General features: G+C 39.9%; 19 protein-coding genes. 8 read left to right on the plus strand and 11 right to left on the minus strand.

The features are described from left to right. Positions 1–14: 14 nt before the first annotated feature. The 5 genes from uxaC to BV902_RS00280 all read left to right on the plus strand — a co-directional run bounded on the left by uxaC (position 15) and on the right by BV902_RS00280 (position 6,315). Entirely contained in the window at positions 15–1,415 is a 1,401-nt protein-coding gene (gene uxaC, locus BV902_RS00260) for a glucuronate isomerase (protein ID WP_075990275.1), read from the plus strand. A gap of 5 nt (positions 1,416–1,420) precedes the next feature. After that, positions 1,421–2,446: a sugar kinase gene (locus tag BV902_RS00265; RefSeq protein WP_237241886.1), complete on the plus strand. Its 1,026-nt coding sequence runs from the start codon at positions 1,421–1,423 to the stop codon at positions 2,444–2,446. Further along, positions 2,443–3,087 (plus strand): bifunctional 4-hydroxy-2-oxoglutarate aldolase/2-dehydro-3-deoxy-phosphogluconate aldolase, encoded by a 645-nt coding sequence (locus BV902_RS00270; protein WP_075990277.1) that lies wholly within the window; start codon positions 2,443–2,445, stop codon positions 3,085–3,087. The genes BV902_RS00265 and BV902_RS00270 overlap by 4 nt, the downstream gene beginning before the upstream one ends. A gap of 100 nt (positions 3,088–3,187) precedes the next feature. After that, positions 3,188–4,624 (plus strand): MFS transporter, encoded by a 1,437-nt coding sequence (locus tag BV902_RS00275; RefSeq protein ID WP_420833015.1) that lies wholly within the window; start codon positions 3,188–3,190, stop codon positions 4,622–4,624. A 71-nt stretch (positions 4,625–4,695) separates the two neighbouring features. Next, entirely contained in the window at positions 4,696–6,315 is a 1,620-nt protein-coding gene (locus BV902_RS00280; RefSeq protein WP_075990278.1) for an NADP-dependent glyceraldehyde-3-phosphate dehydrogenase, read from the plus strand. Positions 6,316–6,526: 211 nt separating this feature from the next. On the opposite strand, the gene BV902_RS00285 is transcribed toward BV902_RS00280, so the two are convergent. The 4 genes from BV902_RS00285 to BV902_RS00300 form a co-directional block, all read right to left on the minus strand. Next, on the minus strand, positions 6,527–7,294 hold the full coding sequence (locus BV902_RS00285) for a rhamnogalacturonan acetylesterase (protein WP_075990279.1): 768 nt from the start codon (positions 7,292–7,294) through the stop codon (positions 6,527–6,529). A gap of 68 nt (positions 7,295–7,362) precedes the next feature. After that, complete coding sequence (locus BV902_RS00290; RefSeq protein ID WP_083663416.1) at positions 7,363–8,919, minus strand: DUF5123 domain-containing protein; 1,557 nt, start codon at positions 8,917–8,919, stop codon at positions 7,363–7,365. 15 nt (positions 8,920–8,934) lie between these two features. Continuing rightward, the gene (locus BV902_RS00295; RefSeq protein WP_075990281.1) at positions 8,935–10,716 is read right to left on the minus strand and encodes a RagB/SusD family nutrient uptake outer membrane protein; all 1,782 of its coding nucleotides are present in this window, start codon (positions 10,714–10,716) and stop codon (positions 8,935–8,937) included. 4 nt (positions 10,717–10,720) lie between these two features. Further along, positions 10,721–13,915, minus strand: coding sequence for a SusC/RagA family TonB-linked outer membrane protein (locus BV902_RS00300; RefSeq protein ID WP_075990282.1), 3,195 nt, complete (start codon positions 13,913–13,915; stop codon positions 10,721–10,723). Between the two features lie 217 nt (positions 13,916–14,132). Between BV902_RS00300 and BV902_RS00305 the strand changes: the two genes are divergently transcribed. Beyond that, entirely contained in the window at positions 14,133–14,939 is an 807-nt protein-coding gene (locus BV902_RS00305; RefSeq protein WP_237241888.1) for a LacI family DNA-binding transcriptional regulator, read from the plus strand. 19 nt (positions 14,940–14,958) lie between these two features. Further along, positions 14,959–15,144 carry a substrate-binding domain-containing protein gene (locus BV902_RS27905; RefSeq protein ID WP_237242186.1) on the plus strand — a complete coding sequence of 62 codons (186 nt, stop codon included), beginning with the start codon at positions 14,959–14,961 and terminating at the stop codon, positions 15,142–15,144. A gap of 60 nt (positions 15,145–15,204) precedes the next feature. Here the strand turns inward: BV902_RS27905 and BV902_RS00310 are convergent, their stop codons facing one another. The 4 genes from BV902_RS00310 to BV902_RS00320 form a co-directional block, all read right to left on the minus strand. Then, positions 15,205–17,613 (minus strand): TonB-dependent receptor domain-containing protein, encoded by a 2,409-nt coding sequence (locus BV902_RS00310; RefSeq protein WP_075990283.1) that lies wholly within the window; start codon positions 17,611–17,613, stop codon positions 15,205–15,207. Between the two features lie 137 nt (positions 17,614–17,750). After that, on the minus strand, positions 17,751–18,311 hold the full coding sequence (locus tag BV902_RS27910; protein WP_237241890.1) for a hypothetical protein: 561 nt from the start codon (positions 18,309–18,311) through the stop codon (positions 17,751–17,753). Further along, entirely contained in the window at positions 18,268–19,422 is a 1,155-nt protein-coding gene (locus BV902_RS00315) for a PspC domain-containing protein (protein ID WP_237241891.1), read from the minus strand. The genes BV902_RS27910 and BV902_RS00315 overlap by 44 nt, the downstream gene beginning before the upstream one ends. Beyond that, positions 19,415–19,786 carry a PadR family transcriptional regulator gene (locus BV902_RS00320; protein ID WP_046673104.1) on the minus strand — a complete coding sequence of 124 codons (372 nt, stop codon included), beginning with the start codon at positions 19,784–19,786 and terminating at the stop codon, positions 19,415–19,417. The genes BV902_RS00315 and BV902_RS00320 overlap by 8 nt, the downstream gene beginning before the upstream one ends. 154 nt (positions 19,787–19,940) lie before the next feature. Between BV902_RS00320 and BV902_RS00325 the strand changes: the two genes are divergently transcribed. Then, on the plus strand, positions 19,941–20,324 hold the full coding sequence (locus BV902_RS00325; protein ID WP_083663417.1) for a VanZ family protein: 384 nt from the start codon (positions 19,941–19,943) through the stop codon (positions 20,322–20,324). 164 nt (positions 20,325–20,488) lie between these two features. Here BV902_RS00325 and BV902_RS00330 read toward each other — a convergent pair whose 3' ends face one another. From BV902_RS00330 to BV902_RS00340, 3 genes are all read right to left on the minus strand, one after another. Beyond that, positions 20,489–21,187 carry a ComF family protein gene (locus tag BV902_RS00330; protein WP_075990284.1) on the minus strand — a complete coding sequence of 233 codons (699 nt, stop codon included), beginning with the start codon at positions 21,185–21,187 and terminating at the stop codon, positions 20,489–20,491. Positions 21,188–21,228: 41 nt separating this feature from the next. Beyond that, on the minus strand, positions 21,229–22,299 hold the full coding sequence (rlmN, locus tag BV902_RS00335) for a 23S rRNA (adenine(2503)-C(2))-methyltransferase RlmN (protein ID WP_157625808.1): 1,071 nt from the start codon (positions 22,297–22,299) through the stop codon (positions 21,229–21,231). Positions 22,300–22,403: 104 nt separating this feature from the next. Next, on the minus strand, positions 22,404–22,985 hold the full coding sequence (locus tag BV902_RS00340) for a tRNA-(ms[2]io[6]A)-hydroxylase (RefSeq protein WP_075990285.1): 582 nt from the start codon (positions 22,983–22,985) through the stop codon (positions 22,404–22,406). Between the last annotated feature and the right edge of the window lie 54 nt (positions 22,986–23,039).

The raw sequence follows: 23,039 nt of genomic DNA on the forward strand, positions 1-23,039 counted from the left end.
AAATAGAATATTGTATGAAAGCTTTTTTAGACGACAACTTTTTATTAAACACAAAAACAGCAGAACAGCTGTATCACAGCTATTCAAAGCATTTGCCGATCATTGATTATCATAATCACTTGATTCCTGAACAAATCGCTAATAATGTAAAATTCGACAATATTAGTCAAGTGTGGTTACATGGCGATCATTACAAATGGCGGGCCATGCGGACCAATGGTGTCAATGAGCGTTACATTACAGGTGATGCTTCCGATGAGGAAAAATTTATCAAGTGGGCAGAAACTGTTCCTTATACACTACGCAACCCATTACATCACTGGACACACCTCGAATTGCAGCGGTATTTTGGTATCACAGATTTGTTGTCCCCCAAGACAGCTGCCAAGATATACGCCGACACAGGTGCCTTATTACAACAAGATAGCCATTCGGTACGCGGGTTACTGAAAGTGATGAACGTTGAAGTGGTTTGTACCACAGACGATCCTATTGATAACCTCGAGTTTCATCAACAATTTGCAAAGGAAAAAGAATCGTTCAAGATGCTTCCCGCCTTTCGTCCGGATAAAGCGATGAACTCAGATGATATTATTGCATTAAATCAATATATCGATAAACTGGAAGCAGTCAGCGACATGCAGATCAATAGTCTTGGAGATTACTTAAATGCGTTAAAAACAAGACATGATTTCTTCGCTGCCAACGGATGTAAAGTATCGGATCACGGCCTGGAGCAAATCTATGCCGAAGATTATACCGAACAGGAAATCGTGACGATCTTTGAGAAGATTCGTACAAAAAAGGAAATCTCTCCGACCGAAAATCTGAAATTCAAATCTGCGATGTTGATTTATTTTGCAGAATGGGACCATGAAAAAGGCTGGGTTCAACAATATCACTTAGGAGCATTGCGCAACAACAATGCCCGTATGCATCGTTTGATCGGACCTGATACTGGTTGGGATTCGATCGGAGATTTTAGTCAGGCACGTGCATTGTCAAAATTTTTGAATAAATTAGACAATCAAGATAAGCTAACCAAGACCATCTTGTATAATCTCAATCCTGCCGACAATGAACTTATTGCAACCATGATCGGGAATTTCAACGATGGATCAATTAAGGGAAAAATTCAGTTTGGCTCGGCTTGGTGGTTTCTAGACCAAAAAGACGGCATGACAAAACAAATCAACACACTGTCAAATATGGGTTTATTGAGCCGTCTCGTTGGTATGTTGACAGATTCTAGAAGCTTTCTTTCATTTCCAAGGCATGAATATTTCAGAAGATTGTTGTGCGACATCTTCGGACAGGACATTGAAAAGGGAGAGATACCACATGATATCGAATGGGTAGGGAAAATCATAACAGATATCAGCTATAATAACGCAAAAGAATATTTTGAATTTTAATGAACATGCAGGGTAAAGTTTTAAGCTTTGGAGAATTGTTGTTGCGGATCTGCCCCGACATCGAACAAGATTGGATTGAACAACATCAGTTGCCTTTTTACGTCGGCGGGGCCGAGCTGAATGTAGCCACAGCCTTGGCATTGTGGAATGTACCATCATCCTACTTATCTGCAATTCCTCAAAATGCCATCTGTGAAGGTATTGATAGCTACCTGAACCGCAGAAATATAGACACATCAGCGATGCAGTGGACTGGCGAGAGATTGGGTATTTACTATTTGCCAAAAGGAAAAGATCTAAAAAATGCAGGTGTCATTTATGACCGTGCGAACTCCTCCTTTGCAAACCTCAAAGTAGGTAGCATTGACTGGGAAGAGGTCTTTGTCGATGTTAAGTGGTTTCATTTTTCAGCCATCTGTCCTGCAATTAGTCAAGATATTGCTGACCTATGCCTGGAAGCTGTTAAAAAAGCACAAGAGAAGGCAATCTTTGTATCATTGGACCTTAATTACCGCGCTAAACTGTGGAAATATGGAAAGACACCAAAAGAGATTATGCCCGAAATTGCCAAGTATTGTAATTTAATCATGGGGAATATCTGGGCTGCACACCAAATGCTCGGCACACAGCTAGATGATAAGTTCCTAACTTCTTCTTCCGGGTATCAGGAAGAAGATTTACTGGCACAGGCAGATCGTACAAGTAAAGAGATCATTTCCGTGAATCCGATTTGTCAATATGTGGCCAACACCTTTCGTTTTGACTATCAAAGCAAAGGGATCAAGTATTATACCACACTATTTGACAAAGACAGCCTGATTAAATCAACGGAATATACAGCCGAAGAAATTTTGGATAAGGTAGGTAGTGGAGATTGCTTTATGGCAGGGCTGATTTATGGCTTATACTCCAACCTTTCTCCGCAGGAGACCTTAGCGTTTGCAACACTTGCCGCATTCGATAAACTATTCATCGCGAGCGATGCGACAACAAGTACAGTGGAAGACATAAAAAATAGAATGATAGCATGAATTTGAAAGAGATTGTATTAGAGAAAATTATAGCGCAAGGGACACTTCCTTTGTTTTTCCACCACGATAAAGCCGAAAGTATCGAGATTCTGCGAACCCTATATCAGGCAGGTATACGTGTTTTTGAATTTACAAATCGAGGCCCCGAAGCATTGGATGTTTTTGAAAGTTTAGTTGCTGCAAGAAACCTCGACATGCCTGACCTTTATTTAGGTATTGGCACCATCAAGTCAGTTGACGAAGCCCAACAATTTCTACAGATTGGAGCAGATTTTATTGTTTCTCCTATTGTAAATCCGCTAGTCGGTTCCCTTGTACATGAACAGCATAAGCTATGGATTCCGGGCTGTATGACCCCCACAGAAATCTATACCGCACAACAGCAAGAGGCCGCACTTATCAAATTGTTTCCTGCAAATATACTAGGCCCTGCCTTTATGTCGTCGATACGCGAGCTCTTTAAAGGGCAGAAATTTATGCCGACGGGGGGCGTAGAAATCGAAATGGAGAATTTAAAAGCATGGTTCAAATCGGGGGTTTGCGCAGTAGGCATGGGCAGCAAGTTAATTGATCCCAAAGACACAAGCAATTTATTTGAAAACACTAAAAAAGCACTTGAATTTGTCTCAAAAGCACGGTAAAGGTCTTTATATCGTGACTTCAGAAAGATCATACTGAAGAACACTTAATTGACAACAGGCAACAGACACGTATACTAAAAAATAAACTATTAAACCCATTATGATTAACACGGAGAAAAAGGGTAATTACCGTTGGGTGATATGCTCGCTACTATTTTTTGCTACCACAATCAATTACCTGGATCGACAGGTGCTGTCCTTAACCTGGAAAGACTTTATTAGTCCTGAATTTCATTGGACAAATACAGACTATGGCAACATCACCGCATTATTTTCGATCTTTTATGCCATCAGTATGCTTTTTGCAGGTCGCTTTGTGGATTGGATGGATACCAAAAAAGGCTTTTTATGGGCGATCGGAATCTGGTCTATTGGCGCGATATTACATGCATTCTGTGGTATAGCCACTTCAGGTATCGTTGCCGGTGAATGGTTTGTTGGTTTCGAAGGGGCAAAAGAGGCAATTTCTCATGTTAACAACGTGGGTTTAGTAATGAGTGTTAGCGTCAATCTATTTATTTTTGCTCGCTTCGTTTTGGCTGTCGGCGAGGCTGGTAACTTCCCTGCCGCGATTAAAGCTACGGCAGAGTATTTCCCAAAGAAAGACCGTGCCCTATCTACCAGTATTTTCAATTCAGGAGCAACCATTGGAGCATTAGCCGCCCCATTGACCATCCCCGTCATCGCAGCACACTGGGGCTGGGAGATGTCCTTTATCATTATCGGTGCTCTAGGATTTGTTTGGATGGGCTTTTGGATTTTTCTTTATAAAAAGCCACACGAAAACCCGAAAGTAAATGCCGCTGAATTGGCTTACATTCATCAAGATGATCATGAAACAGAACAAACCGGAGTAACCAAACAACCGCGAACTACCATATCGGAATGTTTAAAATACAAGCAAACGTGGGCTTTCGTATTTGGTAAATTCATGACTGATGGTGTTTGGTGGTTCTTCTTATTTTGGATGCCGGCCTATCTCTCTGCTGTATACGATATCAAATCATCAGATACCGAAGGGCAATTGGCTATCTTCGTTTTATATGCCATTACCATGTTGTCTATTTATGGCGGGTGGCTACCAACCTATTTTGTTGACAAAAAAGGAATGAATGCTTATGAGGGCCGTATGAAAGCAATGTTGTTATTTGCTTTTGTACCCTTGGTTGTACTTCTCGCCCAACCCCTAGGTCATATTTCCTATTGGATACCTGTCATTTTGATCGGTTTTGCCGGAGCTGCACACCAATCTTGGTCTGCAAATATTTTTTCGACTATTGGTGATTCTTTTCCCAAACGTGCCATTGCGACTGTTACAGGAATCGGAGGACTTGCAGGGGGGGTAGGAGCCTTTATCATCAACAAAACGTCCGGGTGGTTATTTGATTATGCAAAAGAAACTCAGCTGGTCTTTATGGGCTTTAAAGGAGAAGAGGCGGGATACTTCATTATCTTTTCTTTCTGTGCCATAGCATATTTAATTGCATGGGTTGTAATGAAAACACTAGTACCTAAACTTATTTTAATAAAAAATTAACATATATTGCAAAATTTACAGTATATTAGCAATATCTTTATAAATATCAATCTAAACCATTTTTAAAAACAATGAGCTTAAACTTAGAAAGTATTTTCTACGAGGAGAAAGACATTCCCGCAGAATTTACACTAGACGAACAGGTCGATCAAAGAGAGTTCCTTTCCAATGGAGAAATGATTTCTTGGACGGGTCAAGTAAACGAGGTTTTTTCACCAATCTGTGTGAAGACTAAGGATGGCTTGAAACGTAAGCGCATCGGTAGCTTTCCTGTTTGTACTGAAAAAGAGTCCATGGAAGCCTTGGAAGCTGCTGTAAAAGCATACGACAATGGCCGTGGAGAATGGCCGACAATGAGCGTTGCCGATCGTATTACGTGTGTCGAAAATTTCACACAAAAGATGATCGCCAAAAAGGACATTGTTGTCAAGCTTATTATGTGGGAAATTGGCAAATCCTACGCAGACTCCGTAAAAGAGTTTGATCGCACTGTAGAATACATCTATGCAACGATCGATGCATTGAAAGATATAGACCGCGATTCTTCACGTTTTCAAATCGAACAAGGTATCGTCGCCCAAATCAGAAGATCTCCATTAGGCGTAGTCCTTTGTATGGGACCATTCAACTATCCATTGAATGAGACATTCACGACATTGATTCCAGCGTTGATCATGGGAAATACCATGTTATTCAAACCACCTAAACATGGTACTTTATTACATTATCCTTTATTAGAAGCTTTTAGAACCAGCTTCCCTAAGGGTGTTGTCAATACAATCTATGGTCGTGGCAATAAGATTGTTCCTAGCCTAATGCAATCGGGAAAGATCAATGTCTTGACGTTAATTGGTTCAAGCCGCGTTGCTGATGAACTTAAAAAATTGCATCCAAAAGTGAATCGTCTTCGCGCTATTCTTGGCTTGGACGCAAAAAATGCAGCAATTATAACAAAAGACGCAGATTTGAACCTCGCAGTTTCTGAAACTGTATTGGGATCACTTTCTTTCAATGGTCAACGTTGTACAGCATTAAAAATTATCTATGTACACCGCAGCTTGGCACAAGAGTTCCTGAAACGCCTCTCTGCCGAAGTCGCCAAATTGAAATATGGAATGCCTTGGGAAAAAGGGGTGTCTTTGACGCCACTTCCAGAAGTCAATAAACCTGCTTATTTGACTGAATGCATTGAAGATGCAAAAGCATATGGTGCAAAAGTAGTCAATGAGAATGGTGGTCAAGTTGCAGAATCGTTCTTCTACCCTGCAATTGTTTATCCTGTCAATTCACAGATGAAACTTTACAGAGAGGAACAATTTGGTCCAGTTATCCCAGTCGTTCCTTTTGATGACCTTGAAGAACCTATCGAGTACTTAATCGGATCTTCGCACGGACAACAAGTAAGTATTTTTAGTAATAATGCAGCGGTTGTTTCATCACTTATTGATCCACTGGTCAATCAAGTGAGCCGTGTAAACATCAATTGTCAATGCCAACGCGGCCCAGATACTTTCCCTTTCACAGGTAGAAAGGACAGTGCTGAAGGAACCTTGTCAGTAGTCGATGCTTTACGGTCATTCTCTATACGTTCTCTAGTGGCTACAAAATTCACAGAGGAAAACAAGAAATTGTTAAATGAAATCGTGAGTGAAAATGAATCAAATTTCTTAAGCACGAAATATATTTTCTAGTATACGGCTGATATCAAAAAGCGACATCGAAATAATCGATGTCGCTTTTTTTCTGAAAGTGTCTGATTGTATTGGCTAGAAAGAACCTTCAGTTCGCTTTCATTGCGGTTGGTATCGGCGAAATCATGAAGGCTTTCTATGAAAATCCCTTCCCCAGTCAATCAAATTGATTTGAGTTTACAATTCTTTCTGATTTTATACCGTCTTAAAGTTACTTCAGCACCAGATTATTCTGAATAGTTAACTGCAACTCGCGAATGCCCTCGGCAACAAGCTTTGCCACTTCACTTGCCCCGAAAGTATTCAGATGTGTATCATCTTTCTTTCCCTGCGGATAGTTCCGATCTCCGCTTTCTACATGCAAAAACAATTTTTTACTTCCTTCGTCGCCATAAGACTGTACAAGTTTTGTCGTCTTATCCTCCATATCAATATAGGCTGTTTGCGTATCTGCAGCCACCTTACGGATAATAGCCGGATATTCGCCATGTGTTTTAATGAGCAGGCCATTTTCAAATTTACGTCGTGCGATAGGTGTCAAAAGAATCGGAATTCCTCCCTTTTCTCGCGTTTGCTTGATATAAAAGATCAAATTCTGCTCAAACTCTTCCAAAGAAGTGCCTACATTGGGCTTATCGACTTTTTCGTCATTATGTCCAAACTGGATGAAAACATAATCTCCGCGACGGAGGTTTTCAAAAATAGGTTCCCAATGATTAACAATGCTCCCGTCTTTGCCTATATCTTGTTTAAAGGATTTAGAACTGCGGCCATTTAATGCACGATTGTCGACCTTCACCTGCTGGTCAAACAGCTTAGCAAAAGCCATTCCCCAGCCAGTTTCTGGAAAGGTGCGTTTGTCCTTATTTGCAGCTGTTGAATCGCCAATTATATAAATTGTGAGGGTTTGTTCTTGCTGTAAAGCAAGAAGGAAAATTACCATCACAAAGCCTGAAACAAGTATACTAATTTTTTTCATTGAACTTATAAGAAAGACACACGCCTTCTTAATTAAGCAGAAGGCGTGCGGTAATAACATAAAACATACTATTGACCCCATCTTGGATCACCAATACCATTATCCTTTAATGTTTGGTTTGTTAGTGTAAAGTCTCCTTTGGGGGCATCCTTGAATCCAGGATCCAATAGTGTATAGCCATTAGCACTAACATCATTTTTCACTCCAGAGGCAGAACTGTTATAGAAGTTTACCGCATCAAAGTAATTATTACTTTTGAGTTCGACCAGATTAGTTGCAGACTGATTAGCGGTCATTGCCAGTGATTTCACAATTAAATTTTTAGCGAATGTAATTTCATTCTTCGCTAAACGCACATAGAAGAAACGTTTAGTAGCATCTTGTATGACATTGTAAAAGGTATTATTATTCACTTTGATGATGCTTGTAATAGCCGGATAAGCTGCGGATCCACCTGCGTCCATCCGGATAAATTCCCGGTTCAAGACAGCATTGGAAACTGTATTATTTGTAAATTCAAAAATCCTCGCAATAGCTTTTCTAAAATCAATAAACTCATTTCCATTACCGACGATATTGTCAAAAATATTATTACTCATGCTTACGCTCTCTACCGAAGCATCGAAACTGCCATAAATAATCCCTTTCGGGTAGTTCATCAGCTTACTATCTTCTAGGCGAATACTTCCGAAAGCACCTGCCTGCAATGTAATGACACAGTTTCCCCCCGACTTATTTTCTCCATCAAGTATAAGATCTTTTAATGATAGTGATGCGCCCTTATCCAAATTAAAATAAGCAGATTTTACCAACGGGCGATCGGCGGGTTTCGCACCTTTGATAGCTATCGCTTTATCGATCAGTACATCAGCAGTGAGCGAATAGGTTCCTGGCATTAATGCGAGTACATCCCCTGCTTTGGCAGTTCCGATTACAGCAACGAGATCATCTGTGGGCTGCACAACAACTGCATCCCCCAAGTCAATCAATGTCGTGAATGTCGCTGATCCGCGGATCTTGTTTCCTTTCAATAGTGTCGCGGTGTAGGTTGTTTCTCCTACCAGACCTGTGACTGTTGCTTCCCCTGCAGCAATCTCTTGCGGTGTCACGGGATGGATAATATTCCCTGGGTTAATCGCGATGGCTGTCGCCTCTTCACCTGCGGTCCAATTTAGCAGAACAGAAGTTGCCTGGATTCCCTCCGGGCTAACAGGTTTCATAATCTGTTCTTCGTTGGTCTTAAAGGTAATGGTACTCCATTTGGAATCAGCCACCCCAGTTCCTACAGCCTTGATACGGGCAGAATAGTTTGTTGCTCCATCCAATCCAATAATCGTATAGGGAATCTGATCATTTGTGATCTCTTCAATTATCCTGACAGGACTCCCTTCAAAATTGAGTTCGCCATTAGCAAACAGTTCTATTGTATAACCTTTCGCTTCGGCATTTTTCTTCCAGGTCAATTGAACTCCTGTTTGATTAACGATTCGTGCGCTCACTCCTGTAGGAGAAAAATAACGGTCTGTCGTCAGTTCTGTTAGTTCTTTTACACGATCATCAGAACAGCTTATATTTGCGAATATAAGCCCAAGACCGAGATATAGCAATATATTGATTCTTTTCATTCTTATGCTTATTTTCTATTGAAAACTAAAACCATTATTATTCAACTTACCGTTGCTATTATCCAAAAAATACTGCCAAATAGGCCAAAATTGCTGTGTATTGGGATCGCGGAGGTATAAAGCATCCCAGAAGGTTGCCTGATCACTACTTGCTGCCATCGTCCATTTTTTTGAGGAAGTATATCCTGCCGCAGCGCCCACTGCATCTGTGTCGCCAAAATTTAAGCCATATATTTCCACTTTTTCACCATCAGCTGCTGTCTTGTAGTAGATATTGGCAGGCAATGCCGCATATTTACCCTGTCTATTCTCCAGCTGCTGTAACTTTTGTTTAGCTTCAGCCAACTTGACCCCTAGAAGATTCCAGCGGATCAAATCACCCTTACGCAACATTTCTCCCGTAAACTCCAATGCACGTTCGTTGACGAGGGCATGAAAGAAAACATCCTTACTTGTGGTGATTTGCTGCATATAAGCCGTTACTTTCTCCGGATTGTTTGGATAAGCCCGTTCACGGATCATTTTAAAATAAGGTGCCGCAGCATTTGGGCCATCCAATTCATTTATTGCCTCTGCTGCCATTAAAAGAACATCAGCATAGCGCATATACATCCAATTCAAACCATCATCATTGGTCGAAGTAACCACCCTCGACATCCACTCATAGCGATATTTCCCAAAATACCACTTACCGAGATTTGTTGGTACCTGTACACCACCCGTCCATTCATACGGGACACAGCTTACGTCACGGCGCACGTCTTCTTTCTCGTATTCGTAAAACATAATGGGATTCGGGCCATTTGTCCCGCCCTTATTTTGGCCAGTATACTTATCTGTTGTGGTATGTTTGACACCGAGGTCAAATATGACACGGCCACGCCCTTCACTAAAAGGGATCTCCCATAGTGATTCTAATCCAGCCTCTCCTTTCTCTTGGCATAGTGTCTTAAAAACTTCTTCAAAACCGAGAAGCTTTGCGGCGCCACTATTGATGATATCCAAACATTCTTTTTTTGCCAGCTCATACATCTTTTTCGACTCCAATTCAGGATCATTACTTTTACGAACCCCATCTGCCCGTTGAGAATAACCTCCGGCAGACAAAGCCAAACGAGCACGCAAGCCCTTAGCAAACGCTTTATTGATATGTTCAACATTGGATGTCTTTGCACTTTGGTTCGGCCAAGGCAGATAGTTTTGAGCTTCCTCCAGATCGGCCAGCAACTGCTTGTAAATTACATCACGATCGCTACGCTCGATATAGATTGACGCTGTACTCAATGGTTCGAAGCGAGCTGGTACATCGCCCCATGCTTTAACCAGATCATTATATACCACAGCCCTCAAAGTCAGGATTTCGCCTAGAATATAAGCCATCTCCGGGCGCTGCTCAATATTCCCATAACTACGCAGGCCCCTAATCGCTAAGTTAGCCCGCTCAATACCTTCATAAAATTTAGCCCAGGCATTGTTATCGGTATTCATTTGGGTATTATTCACGTTAGTATTATAATTTGACAATCGTGATTTTTCATCGCCAGGATTCTTCAGACTATTATTGACCTCTGCATCTGTGTTGATACCATAGAAGACCAAATATCTACCCCGATAGGAGTTTGTTTCACCAAAAGATTGAATAATTCCTGCAACAGCCCCTTCCGCGAGATCTTGGTTAGAAAATATAACCGACTCATCCAATGCAGATTTCGACGGTGCTTCCAATATTTTATTACAAGATGATACGGTTCCTGCAAATAATAAAGCCAAGGTTATATGCAATAGTGTTTTTTTCATAAGACTAGAAGTTTAAATTAAGACCTGCTACGAAAGTTCTGCTTTTCGGATAAGCCGAATAATCCACCCCCGGCGTGAGGTTGGTCTTTCTCCGTGTAGATACCTCAGGATCAAAGCCACTATAATTGGTCCAAACCGCGAGATTATATCCGGAAATATATACTCTAAAGTTCCGGATTTTCAACCTATCAGTAAACGCTTTAGGCAGCGTATAACCTATTGTAACAGTTCCCAAGCGCAAAAAGGAGCCATCCTCCACAGCCCAATCGCTGAATACAAATTTACTTGTAAGCGGAGACCAGAGGCTCGTATTTTTATTCATATCGGCCAATTGGTTAGGGTCATTACTGATCGTTCCATCGGGCAGTAAGTTCGTCCAACGTTGCCCTTCTTCCATTACCGTGAGCATATTGCGGTTATTATACTTGCTCGTAGATGTATATTCAATCTTATTGGCATTGTAGATATCGTTTCCATAGCTCCAGTTAAATAATGCTGTCATATCAAAGTTATAAATACGCGTATTGATTGAAAATCCACCGGTATGCAAAGGGTTTGCATCTCCAATAATCGTCTGATCACTTGCATCGATTTTATGATCATCACCAACTAGATCTTTTAATTTCATTGTTCCCGGTCTTATGGTGCCAACGACAGTAGAGGCATCAGCTACGCCATCTTTTAAAATCCATTTTTTTGATGCTGCATCATAGCCTGTAAAATCAGAAACTTCATATCGCCCGTCACTCACGTAACCATACATTTTTCCAACCCGCCCACCAGTCTCTACAACGTAATCCGTTCCAATTTCCGTTGAAGCCCAACCCGAAGCCATTGGAATCGAGGTCAAGGTTCCCAAAGAATTAACTTTCGTTTCATTGAAACTAATATTGCCACTAAAATTGAGATCAAAGTTCTTCTTATTTATTGCGGACCAGTTTAGAGTAAGCTCTATCCCTTTATTTTGGGTTTCACCTAAATTTCGATATTGATCATCATAACCTGATCCGGCAATTGGGAAAAGAATCAAGAGATCTTTTGTTTTATTTTTATACACATCGACCGTTCCCGATAGCTTTTTCTTGAATAAAGTAAAGTCCAAACCTATATTCTTTGAAATGGTCGTTTCCCATTTCAAATCCGGATTAGACATCGTTTTTGACGTAGCCCAATAATTATTATACCCATTGACCCATTCTGTGTTCTTAACTGAAAATATTGGATATATCTGCTCTAATGGAATATTATTATTTCCCGAGGTACCCAAGCTTGCTCTAAGTTTTAAGTCATCAAGCCAAGATTGCGTCTTGTCCATAAATCGCTCTGATGAGATCCGCCAGGCAGCTGCCATGGATGGGAAATACCCCCAATAATTGTCTGCCGAGAACTTGGAGGAACCATCTGCCCGGAAAGTTGCATTAAATAAATACTTCGAGTCAAAGTCATAATTTACCCGGCCAAAAAATGAAAGTAATTTTTCGTCAGCAAACATGTAATTGTTTATCGTACTCGATGCACCTTGCGGCGTTAATTTTCGGGTATCATCCAGTTTAAAGCTGTTCGGAAAACCGTGTGTCGTATTGGTATTTAATGTTTTTTGTGTAAACAAATATTCCTGGCCAACCAGCACACTTAAACTATGTCCTTTAGGAAGGAAATCTTGAAAGTTATAGTTTAATGTATTTGTGGAGCGTATCCCCTGAGTCGACGTATTCAATGAGATAAGAGCAGGCTTATTTTGATCTAAAGCAGCGGGAATATTACGCACATAATACGTCGTTGGACCATAAAACCGATCATTATAGTTGTGATAATCATCAAAGCCAAATTCTGTCCTGAACCGTAGGTTTTTAACAATATCCCAGCTAAATGCAGCATTTAGGTTATACGTTCTCCTTCGTTGCAATTGATCATTATCGACCAAAGACTCTAACGGATTATACAGATTGAATTCATCATCGGTTTCATCACTATTTGTTAGGCCCCCAACAGGAAAGGGAGGATAAATCATGGCGAATTTTAAACGGGAATCTGATGAAGAGGCTTCATTCTGTTCATTCATGCCTCCACCTGAAATGCGAACATCCGAAAATCGCGCACCCAAATCTATGGAAGTATTCTTTGATGGTTTATGGTTTAGTTTAAAATTGACATTTTGTCTCCGAAAACCAGACATTTCCATAATCGCTTTATCTCTCACAAAGGAATGAGAAATTGAATATTTCGTCTTATCACTCCCCCCTGACAAATTAAAATTTTGGTTAAAAGTATTACCGGTCCTTCCAAATATAAGCTCTTGCCAATCATTTGAAGGCACGTCTTTATAGAGGTCAATATCTTGAAAATTACCAAAGTATTTGACATAAGTATCCAGTTTATTTTGCAACAATGCCTGTTCGTACTGCCAGGTTACATAATCGTAGGGAGACAATACATCGAGCTTTTTTGCCAAATTTCGAATTCCGCCAAAAGCGCTATAACTAATTGATGTTTTTCCTGACTTTGCACTTTTGGTGGTTACGATAACAACCCCATTTGCTCCCCGAGAGCCGTATATGGCTGCCGAAGATGCATCTTTTAACACATCGATGGATTCAATATCTGCTGGCGCGATATCTGATATCGAAGACATCGGAAAACCATCCACGATATATAAAGGCGCATTATCTCCTGTAACGGAGCCTCCGCCACGGACGCGGACCTTCATTTCTGCATCTGGGGATCCTTCTGTAGAAGAAATTTGAATCCCAGCCATTCTTCCCGCAATCGCCTCAAGAGCTGAAGATACTGGAGCTTTAGAAATGGTTTCTGCACCTACCGAAGTTACAGCTCCTGTCAGATCTTTCTTTTTGACCGTCCCGTAACCGATGTTTACAGTTACCTCTTCCAATGCATTAGACTGTTCTTCCAAAACAATGTTAAGTGTCTTCTGATTCTCAAGAACTGTTACTTTTTTTGTCTGAAATCCAACATAGGTAAATTGAAGTTCTTGATTGTTACCGGCTATTTCGACACTAAACTTTCCACTTTTGTCCGTCACAGCAACAATTCTTGTTCCTGGCACCGTTACACTCACACCAACCAATCCTTTTTGATCCGTACCAACGACCGTTCCTTGGACTTTTCGGGCTTGAGCGTGTGCATTTAATGTGAATAACGAAGCGCAAATAGCAGTAGATATTACTAAGGCCTTACTCATATTTTTAGGTTTTTAAATTACAATGATTAAATCACTCTTGCAGGAACTGCATCGAAATTTAACTGGTTATCATATAATCAAGTTTACAAGTTATATTTCACTTGTTCATGCAAGTATCATTAAAAAGTTATGCAAACGTGCCGGCAACGTTTGCACAGGGGAGCTAATTAGGTTTTGTAATTTTTTTTGATTAATATTAGGTTCTATTTTGCCAATTATGAGATTCGAAAACTATACAATCAAAGATATTGCTAAAGCACTTAACTTATCAACGTCCACAATTTCCAGAGCATTAAGAGATAGTTATGAAATAAGTCCTGAAACAAAAAAGATTGTATTGGAATATGCCGAAAAAATCAATTATCGTGCAAATCCCATTGCAAGGAGTTTAAAGGAGCGTCGAAGCCACTCCATTGGTATCATTGTTAGCGAAATAGCCAATAATTTTTTTTCCCAAGTCATAAACGGTGTCGAATCTATTGCCTATGACAAGAATTTTCATATCATCATTTCACAGACACATGAGTCTTCGGAAAGGGAAAGGCTGAATGTTGAGTATCTAACATCCAGAGGCATAGATGGGTTATTAATTGCGTTGTCCTCAGAAACCGAGGATATTTCTTATCTCCACCAATTAAAAGAACGTGGATTTCCAATTGTATTTTTTGATCGGATCCCACAACAGTTCGACACATACAAAGTCATCGTAAACAATCAGCAAGGAGCCTATGATGCCACCCAGCACCTCATAAAACTTGGAAATAAGAAAATTGCACATCTTACAAACTCTAAATCGTTGTCTATAACGAAGGACAGATTAATTGGCTATAAAAAGGCTCTGATGGCTAATCATATTGATTTCGATCCAGATTTGGTTAAATATTGTCAATATGGAGGGCTACATTTGGAAGAGATCGAAAGTGCAATTGAAGAGCTTATCCGGCTTGGTTTTGATGCTATTTTTATCTCTGGTGATAAGTTAACTACAGGATATCTTCATGTCGTGAAAAAAAAGAAATTTTGAAGCCTGTAACGATATTGCTATTGCCGGATTTACAAACTCTAATGTTGTCGAACTATTCTCATCTAAAGTAACCGCCATAAGACAACCTGCTTTCGAAATGGGGAAAATCGCTACGGAACTTCTTATCAAATTAATAGAATCGAAATATCCGATTACAGAATTTGAAACGCGTGTATTACCTACCGAGCTAGTCATCAATGACTAAATAAAAAGCCGTAAGCAAAAATATTCCTACGGCCTTTTGAAACAACATAATGGTCAGTAGCTATTGTGCTCTTTCCTTTTCCTCGTTACTTGTATCTTTCTTACGATAGTTATTTTTTAAATTTCCGAATTTATACGAATAAGTCAATCGAACCACACGACGATCTTGGTATTGCCTGATACTGGAGTCAAAATCGCCGAAATTAGTTTTCAGATTCTGATTCCCTGTGTTAAACAAATCGCTCACGGCCAATTTCAAAGAACTACGTTGATCCTTAAATGTCTTTGTCGCTCCAACCTCCATATCCCATCGGGCCTTCATATCGTACACATTATATTTGAAAGGAGAGAAATATCGCAAATTGACATTAGCCGACAGACTTTTCGCTAATTTTAAATTGTGCATCGATGTAGCCTGCAAAAGAAATGACTTCCTTTTCAGCGGATGACCGCTCACCATGCCATCAAAGTTAAAATGGATACCCGTAATATTGTTATTCATGCTCCAAATCTTGGATACCGTAATCGGGATATTCAGATTCAGGTAAGCGGTCAAATTCTTACCTAAATTTTCACGTATAACCCAGGTCTGCTTCAGTACCGAATCTTGTCCCATACTCTCTACAATCGCATCCCGCACATCGTTAATACCCAATGTCACATTATAACGTTGCATCAACGTATAGTTTAATGTGAATTCATTGGAAAATTGCGGATTCAGATAAGGGTTACCACGTTCGAAGGTTAGTTTATCAATGAAATAATCAAAAGGATTCAACTGTCGGTAATTGGGACGTGTGATTTTCCTTGCATAACCTAAGGAAAGAATATGATTCTCATCGAGGGTATATGTCAGATTTGCATTCGGAAAAAGTTTAAAGTAGTTCCGCTTCACCTGCTTATTTAAGGTCAATGAGTTTCCATCAGAAAATGTATATTCTCCTCTCGCACCGACCTTCAGCCCCCATTTTCCTATCGTATTATTATAGTCTATATATCCAGCGGCGATCTGCTCCTTATACACAAAATGATTCGTCCGCTTTTCATTATTGATCCAGGAATTGTTCAAAAAATCTTCAAAGGTTAAGTCGTTATCCGACGTAACATTAGAATATTTAGCCCCCATCTCAAGCTTGGAGACCTTAGATAGCGGTTGTTCATAATCGAGTTTGGCGACATAGATATCGATTCCGATGGGCATTCTACTCCGTTGGATCTCCTCGGGAGTAATCGCATCCAGCTGACCATCAAAATATTGGTTATTATACCCCACGCGTTTACTGCTTTTGAATTTACTCCAATCCAAATCAAGGGTAAGTTTTCTGCCATTCGAATCAATTCTAAACTCATTGTTTAAATTAGCAGAGTACCGATCAAATAACTCTTTGAATTGCGATGTCGAAATCAAAAGCGAATCCAATGTTGTAAAAGACTTTCCTACATTGGTCTTACTATCGTTATCATTGTATTCGATATTATTCGAACCATTAAACTGCACGGTTAATGTATTTCTGGCTGATGTCCTTTGCTCAACACCGAAGCGATAGGAATGATTCTGTTCTTTTTCATCCAATATCGACCTTTGTTTAAAATAGGTCTTTTCCCCTTTATTCTGAATAACACGATCAAGCAGTAGCTTACGGTGGCTTTTCTCATTGGAATATGCATACGATCCAAATACTGTCGTATTATTCTTTTTATAGTTTAAGGATAAGGAGCTATTCCCTCTGAATTTTTCTCCCCGCCCTGCCGTCATGTTAAAGGTTCCGTTAAATCCTTCCATCCGATTTTTCTTGAGGACAATATTTATAGTCCCTACGGCCCCCTCAGCGTCATCTTTTGCTGCCCGGGTGGTGATAACTTCGACGGACTTAATCTGGTTGCCATCCGTACTCTTCAAAAAATTCACCAACTGCTCACCCGACATATAGGTCTGCCGACCATCGATGGTCACTGATACACCAGATTGACCCATCAATTGTAGGTTATTATTGTTATCTAAACTCACTCCAGGAGCGCGCTGTACAATATCTAAGGCATTATTCCCCGCGGCCAAGGGAGAGTTTTCGACATTTAAAACCAGTTTACCAGGCTTGCTTTCAACCATCGGCGGCTTACCCTCTACGGCGACCTCCTGCAATTTTCGTGTGTCCGTGTTCAGCAGGATCGTTGGGACCTTGTAATCTGATTTACTGATATCAAAAACGTTGCTCTTATTGGCCATGTACCCAACCATTTTGACGTCGACATAATAACTTCCAGCTTGGATATCCGAAAATTGGTATTCTCCATTTTCATCTGTAACAACTGCTTTCAAAATAACTGTTGTCTTTGCCTTCATCAGATAAGCAGTTGCAGAAGCCAAAGGCACATTATTTTCCACCAGTACTTTGCCTGTAACTTTCACTTGCGCATAGGCAAAGGAAGCAATTAAAAAATTTAAGAGTAAGAGGTAAAAATATCTTTTCATTCGTTTATAAATAGGTGTAATAGCATTTACTTTTGATGGTACTAAATAGGCTTATCACACGAGGTTCAGTAGTGATTTTCGATGGTTACAGCTTCAATAATTTGTCTTCCGCCTTCAGGCGGAAGACTTGGTTTATGTTATTTCTTTTTTGTCTCTATGGTAACACCATCTTTTTTGACATTAATAATGGTATCTCTGCGGATAACAACAGACGTATCATTTGCGATTACTTCATTGCCCTCAGCATCTGTTTCGTCACTTTCATCTGACTTCTTGGGTGGCAATGCACATTTCAACCCGAGTGACGTGACTACAAACTCGACGTCTTTTACATCCCTTAGGTCTTCTCTATAACGGTCACGACATTCGTAAAATGAAATATCCCTTAATTTATCTTCCAAATTATCATTAATGATCAACTTGGTGCCTACTGGGAGAAACAAGGTAATATTGACTTCTTGATCCCGATAGAGTTCACCTTCATTCAACTGGAACGCATTGTCAAATGTTAATGATGTACTATCTTGTCTCAATGCATAGTTAATTTTACCAGCTCTGTCTGTTGCGACTTTATAGGAATTTCCTTTAGCCGAATACTCATAGCGTACATAAGGTTCCTGTAGAGAATCGATACGTTCGACACGGATACGAATATTACGTCTCAGATAAGTAGAGAGGTTTTCGTTTTTTATACCCAAACCGCTTTTTACACCATTTTTTTAAGCGGATTACCCGAATATCATTTTCATTTAAGTAATAAACAGCTTGTTTTTGCAGTGGCTTCTCTTCAACAATCGTACTGGACTCTTTGAATTCCTTTGCTACCGATGTAGCGTAGTAGATAATTGCGCCTATCGACGCCAACCAGACTAAAAATAAGGTGGTTGTCAAATAATTGTTCATTGGTTTTTTCTCGAAGAGAACGCGGAGAAGCAAATAGAACAATCCAGCAAAAGGGATAAAAATGGCCAAGAAACCCGCAATCAAAGCAAAAGGTACATCGCTCGGATTCATGAGATAAAAAGGTCCAGAATCGTCCATGACGTCAGGAATTACGTTCACAATAGCCAGTGCAAAGAAGATAAGTCCAATAATCAACCCGATGAGCGTCAAACCAACAATAATAACAAAGAATACGCCGATGACTTTCACAAAGACCTGCAATAATTTAGCAACACTATCGCCTGTACGGTCCATTCCCCTCGAAAACGAATCCCTTACCCCGCTCATTTCTTCATCGAAAGAACGTTTGAAGTTCTGAATATTCGGTGCCTCCCCACGCATTTCCATCTTATCTGCACGAGTTACAGCGAGCGGCATGACAATCCATAGGATGACATAGACCAATACGCCCGATCCACCGATCACAACAAATAAAGCAAAGAGTAAACGTACCCATTTTGCCTCAATGCCAAAAAAATGTCCAAGTCCACTACATACTCCACTGAAAACTTTGTCATCTGGGTCACGCATCAGCTTCTTCCCCACTTTAAAACCGTCTGCATTTGGCTGACGCTGAAAAGAAGCATAACCATCCTGATCCTCAGATTCAAAATCACTTACGCTTCCCATTTGCTCTATCACAGCATTAACATCGTCCATATTCAGAACTTCTTTGCTGCCCGCCTGAATCTTTTCAGTAAACATCTCAGAAATACGATTTTCGATGTCCTCTAAAATCTCCCGACTATCTTCCGATTGTCCAAAGTGCTTCTTTATATCAATCATGTAGGAGCGAAGCACCTCATAAGCATCCTCTTCAATATGGAAGACGATACTATTTATGTTGATAATTATTGTCTTATTCATCGTTATTGTCTTTAACTGGTTTAGTTGAATCATTGTTTCTACCCACCAATGACGTATTTACAGCAAACACGAGCTCATTCCAGGTAACATCTAGTCGCGAAAGGACTTCTAACCCTTCTTGGGTAATTTCATAATATTTTCTAGGCGGACCTGAAGTCGACTCCTTCCATATATAGCTTAACAGGCCATTGTTTTTTAGACGTGTTAAAAGCGGATATAAGGTTCCTTCCACAACCAATAATTGAGCTTTCTTCAGTTCGCTGATAATATCGGAGGCATAAATTTCTCCTCGAGAAATTATGGATAGGATACAATATTCAAGTATCCCCTTCCTCATTTGGATTTGTGTATTTTCAGCTATCATAACAATACAAAGATATATGTATTTTATGGTACCATGCAATACATAGTACCATATAAAACAATAAAACTTTATTAAACAACTGATTTACAGGTGAATAATTTTTAAATTCATAATATTTTTATTTCTATCAGGAAATTTTTGGATATTTAACGCCATGATTAAAATCTTATTGGACTATAAGTGGTGTTTTATTTGGGCCATAATAGTTATTATTTTATGCACACTCCCGGGTAACAATTTTGACGCAGTTCCCGCCTATCCAGGTATGGACAAATTAGTCCATTGCGGTATGTTTTTTGTTTTCTGTACGTTGCTTTACAATGGTGTTATCCAGCAATTCAGCGGTAAACCAACCCGCTGGCTTCCGATTTTTATCGTATCTATCCTCGGATTTTTATTTGCTGGACTGACAGAATTACTTCAGCTTTATATTTTTACTTACCGGAGCGGTGATTGGTGGGATTTATTTGCCGACAGCATCGGAATAGGGATGGCCGGGTTTGCCTATCTACTAAACTATGTCAACCGAAGGTCGTAAATACCAGGTTGAGTTCGTCTTGATGATTTCGTTATCATTGAGTGCTTTACCAGATCTATATATTGGGGCTATATATTAGCTACTTCAATTATAGGAATTCGCTCTTATGGTTTGTGAATTTTATTATTTTTAAATGAGCCCATACGCTATGGGTCAGATTGGGCCTAGGCCCTTGCTAAAGTAGCAATAGATACCCGACAGTCAACAGCATCTAAGAGTGTTAATGCCGCGGAAACAATCGTAGCGCCTGTTGTTAACACATCGTCCACCAATAAAATGTGTACATGGGCCGGCAACCCAATGGCCTGACAATCGAAAATATCACTTACATTTTCGTAACGGTCGAGTCGCCCCTTAACTGTTTGGCTAATTGTCGCTTTCTTTCTTACCAAAATATCTTCACGCAATGGGATTTCCATCGCTCTGGACAAACCTCTTCCAAAGTAAGTGGATTGATTATAGCCTCTTTTTCGGAGTTTGCTCTTGTGTAATGGCACAGGAACAATACAATTGATATTCTGATAGGCCTTTGCTTCTATTAATTTTAAGCCGTATAGATAACCAAAATATTCCGCAAGAAAAGGTTGATTATTGTATTTAATCTGATAAATGAGGTGCTCTACACGGCTATCCTTTTGCATTAACAAAAAAGAACAGGCCTCTTCCACTGGAGCTTTCCCCCAAAGCTGTCTTGCGGTATCATTATCTGAATATTCGTGAAAATTAGTATAAGGCAAATGGAAATCGCATGCTACACAAATAAACTTTTCCTGATATTTTAGCACACAACCGCAACATCCACATTCTCTTGGAAAAAAGATGGATACAAAATCGCTAAAAAGCTTATTTAATTCGGATTTCATCTGGTAAATTCCCCTATTAAAGATAGGAACTATCCTTCAGATTATACCTCGGATTCCTCCTTTTTCTCGTCCTTGATTGCTAATTGTCCACAGGCGGCATCGATATCTTTACCACGGCTACGTCTCACATTCGTGATTATACCTTGACTTTTTAGATAATTTGCAAATACCTCGATTTTATCTGCTTCAGCATTTAAGAAATCGGCCAGTGCGATAGGATTATACTCAATCAGGTTGACCTTACAAGGAACGTGTTTACAGAACTTAGCAAGTTCTTTTGCATCCTCCAATTCGTCATTGAAATTGTTAAAGACAATATATTCAAATGTAATTGGACTTTTTGTCTTCGCATAAAAATATTTGAGGGCTTCTGCCAGAGCTTTTAGTGAGTTCTGCTCATTGATCGGCATAATTTCATTTCGCTTTTTATCATTTGCGGCGTGCAAAGAAAGTGCTAGATTAAAACGTACCTGGTCATCACCCAATTTTTTAATCATTTTTGCGATACCTGCAGTGGAAACAGTGATCCGCTTAGCAGCCATATTTAATCCGTCGGGGGCCGTAATGCGTTCAACCGACTTCATCATATTGGCATAGTTCAACAAAGGCTCACCCATCCCCATATAAACGATATTTGTCAGTGGCTGCCCGTAGTTCTCTTCGGCTTGCTTGCTGATCAGAACGACTTGATCATAGATCTCATCGGCATTGAGGTTCCTCTTACGGTCCATATAGCCTGTTGCACAGAACTTACAGGTCAAGCTACAGCCCACCTGTGAGCTGACACAAGCTGTCATTCGTTCCGGAGCCGGTATCAACACCCCTTCAATGATATTGTTATCATACAGCCAAAAACTACTTTTAATTGTTTTATCTGAGCTGATCTGAGATTCTTTAACTGTAACTGCATTGATCGTAAAATTCGCTTTTAGCTTCTCACGAAGGGACTTACTCAAATTACTCATCTGATCAAAATCTACACAAGATTTTACCCAGAGCCATTCATAAATCTGCTTCGCACGAAAGCCCTGCTCCCCCAACGCTGTAAGTTGATCTTTGATCTGATCCAAAGACAAACTCCTGATATCTATTATTTTACTTTTTTCAATCACGGTACAAAGATAAGAATAAATAAGTGACAAAAAATCCCGTTCTAAGAAATAGAACGGGACAACTGTTATGTATGTGTTTTAAAATAGGTAGGAGCGCGGTCCGATTAGCCATGAATGGCTTCTTTATTTCCGTACGACTGGATTAGCCTCCCTTCAAATTCCAACCACTCCTTCCAACGCTTTTCTACATCGACGTCTACAGTATATTTGCGTGCAAAATTTAAAAATGTTGTATAATGATTTGCTTCAGACACCATTAAATCATGGTAAAACTTTGCAAGATCTTTATCTTGAATATTTTGCGACAGCACTCTAAAACGTTCGCAGCTTCGGGCTTCAATCATTGCCGCGAATAATAAACGGTCAATAAAAGCCATATTTCTACTGCCATCTTTTTTAGAGAATTTCATCAATTGGCCAACATAATCATCTTTTCTTTCACGGCCCAAGGTATAGCCACGTTCTTTGATGATATCAATAACCATCTTAAAATGTTCCATTTCTTCGATAGCAATTGCTGTCAGTTCATGCACTAAATCTTCGTATTCTGAGTTGTTTGTGATTAATGATATTGCATTTGAAGCAGCCTTTTGCTCACACCAGGCATGATCAGTCAAAATTTCTTCTAAATTTCCTTCTGCGATGTTTGCCCATCGCGGATCTGTCAACAACTTTAATCCAAGCATCTTACTCTCTAAAATGATTTACGCCACAAAGGTAGCGAATATCTCAGCGTTAAA

This window comes from Sphingobacterium sp. B29 (assembly GCF_001952815.1).
In the GTDB taxonomy this organism is placed as follows: domain Bacteria; phylum Bacteroidota; class Bacteroidia; order Sphingobacteriales; family Sphingobacteriaceae; genus Sphingobacterium; species Sphingobacterium siyangense.